Genomic DNA, 2,293 nt, shown 5'->3' with positions numbered 1-2,293 from the left:
GGGTAGAAGTCCACTGCTTTTTCCCCGGGATTGACTAGGGGTGTTTGGCAAAAGAAGTCGAACAGGTAACTTTTCTTAGCCGCGGTCTGGGCCAACAAAAAACCCCCTCCTCCCAGGGAAGTTAAACCCGATTCCACCACACAGGCCGCCAACACCGAGGCGATCGCCGCATCGAAGGCATTGCCCCCCTCTTCCAGCATGCGTTTGCCCGCTTCCGCTGTTTGGGCATGGCCCGCCGCCACCACCCCAATGGTTTTATCCGCCATAGCAGTTTGAATAAAAATCGAAAATTAAACCTAAACCGCCGGGGCAGTTTTGGTTGTCAGGGGAATCACTTCCGCTTCATTACTTTCCCTCGCCACTCGCACCAGCAACCCCGCCAGCACCAAGCTTGATAGACAGGAGCTGCCACCATAGCTAAAAAAGGGCAGAGGCAAACCGGTGGTGGGTAGAGCGCCGCTGGCCACGCCAATATTGAGCAAAGATTGGCCCACTAGAAAAATTACCACCCCTAGCCCAATTAACCGCTTGACCCGATGGCGACAACGCATGGCTACCCGCAGTCCCATGGTGGCAAATAAGCCGAGAAAAAGCAGAAAAGCAACGCAACCCACCAGCCCAAATTCCTCCGCAAAGACCGCAAAAATGAAATCTGTGGTTTGTATGGGCAAATAAAATAATTTTTGCTGGGACATGCCAAATCCTCGACCTAAAATCCCCCCAGAGGCGATCGCGTATAAACTTTGTACCAATTGATAGCCATCGCCCCTTGGATCGGCAAAGGGGTCCAGAAAAGAAGTCACCCTAGCCCTTTGATAGTCCCGAATGGAGATACTGGTGACAGCGGTGATTATCCCCAATAGGGCAGTGGAAATTAGATAACCCCAGGGAAGACCTGAGGCCAGGGCAATCAGCCATAAACCCATGCCACAAAGGGCGGTGGTGCTCAAGTTGGGCTGGAGCAAAATACTGCCCAGGGTCAGCCCGAAAATGCCCAACCAGATGAGGCGAGATCGCCAGGGAAAACGATGCCAATTACCAAACAAATTAGCCGCCTGGAGCACTAAACAGGGCTTCATAAACTCCGACGGTTGGATCAAGATTGGCCCTAAACTAATCCAGCGACGGGCCCCATTCACTTCCACCCCTAAGCCGCTTTTAGTTAGAAAAATCAACAGTAAAACTACAACTAGAAACCAGGGCACTAGCTTGAGACAGACCTGTAGGGGCAGACGCACCAGAAAATTAAAAATATTTAGCCCCAGCCAGAGGTAGGCAATTTGCTTGAGGATAATGCTCAGACCCGTGCCACTGGTATCCAGACTTTCCGCATAGGAAGCAGAGAATAGCACCACCACCCCGATCGCTATCCAGGCGAAAAACAAAGTCCGCATCAAACGGGCTTCCCCCGACCATCGCAGTACTTCAGGGTCATAGAAGGGAAAAATGATTCGGATTAGATTGGCGGCGGTGATCATTGGGCTAGCGATTTTCGTAAAATTGTAACCGCCCCACCCCTAAATCCAAACCAACGGGGGCCGGCCCTGGGGGAAAAGCTTGCACCCGAAATTGATAAACCCCCTCCACCTGTGGGTTTTGCTCCGCCAGCAAAGCGATAGTGACGGTATTGCCGGGGGCAATGGGAGGATCAAATTGCACCACAATGGTTTGGGAGTCGCCACTGGTGGAAACGGCAGAACTGGACAAGTCGTTGCCCCGCTGGGAGGGCATGCCCAAAAATACTTCCGTTTGGCTTAAATCCAGGCTAATGGGAGAAGGATTGGGTTGTTGATGCAGCACCACTTTGCCGAGGGGCTCAATTTCCCCCGCAGGTAGACTAATACTAAAGAAATACCTGCTGTTGGGAATATTAACGCCGTTGAAGCTGGCATCCACATCGGCCAAACTGGGGGGAGTACCGGTGAAAAAGGTGGCATTGGCGGGGAACGGATCCGTTTGTGCTTGGACAACGATCGCCGGGGAAAGAACTAACCCCATCCCCACTAGGGTGCCCAACAGCGAGTAGAAATTTTTCAGCATGGCCTATGGTCCTGACTCCTGATCAAAGATAAACGAATTGGCGATCGGTCTAGTTCCCAACCCAAGTTATTATACGAGGCAACGAATTGACAGTGACATTAGTGTTCCCTTTGGTCAGGATAGTTTAACGTGACTCACATTCTTGGCATTTCTGCTTATTACCACGACAGTGCGGCAGCTTTAGTAAAAGATGGCGTTATTGTGGCGGCGGTGCAGGAAGAACGATTTACCCGCAAAAAACACGATGCTGCTT

4 protein-coding genes are annotated in these 2,293 nt (G+C 51.5%); 1 reads left to right on the top strand and 3 read right to left on the bottom strand.

Annotation, left to right across the window (positions count from 1 at the left end; all coding sequences use genetic code 11):
* From IQ219_RS19070 to IQ219_RS19060, 3 genes are all read right to left on the bottom strand, one after another.
* Window positions 1–266, bottom strand: a 266-nt coding sequence (locus tag IQ219_RS19070; RefSeq protein WP_194073657.1) for a gamma-glutamyltransferase, incomplete at its 3' end; no start/stop codon positions are given.
* Between the two features lie 30 nt (window positions 267–296).
* Window positions 297–1,478: an FtsW/RodA/SpoVE family cell cycle protein gene (locus IQ219_RS19065; protein WP_194019503.1), complete on the bottom strand. Its 1,182-nt coding sequence runs from the start codon at window positions 1,476–1,478 to the stop codon at window positions 297–299.
* Window positions 1,479–1,482: 4 nt separating this feature from the next.
* A complete protein-coding gene (locus IQ219_RS19060; protein WP_190596348.1) occupies window positions 1,483–2,040 on the bottom strand; it encodes a DUF2808 domain-containing protein in 558 nt (185 codons plus the stop codon).
* A gap of 129 nt (window positions 2,041–2,169) precedes the next feature.
* Here IQ219_RS19060 and IQ219_RS19055 point away from each other — a divergent pair.
* The coding region (locus tag IQ219_RS19055) for a carbamoyltransferase N-terminal domain-containing protein (RefSeq protein WP_194073656.1) at window positions 2,170–2,293 on the top strand (124 nt) is incomplete at its 3' end.

Origin of the sequence: Synechocystis sp. LEGE 06083, assembly GCF_015207725.1 — a bacterium.
In the GTDB taxonomy this organism is placed as follows: Bacteria; Cyanobacteriota; Cyanobacteriia; order Cyanobacteriales; family Microcystaceae; genus Synechocystis; species Synechocystis salina.
Note: the sequence above shows the minus strand (reverse complement) of the source record. Positions and strands in the feature narration are given on the sequence as shown.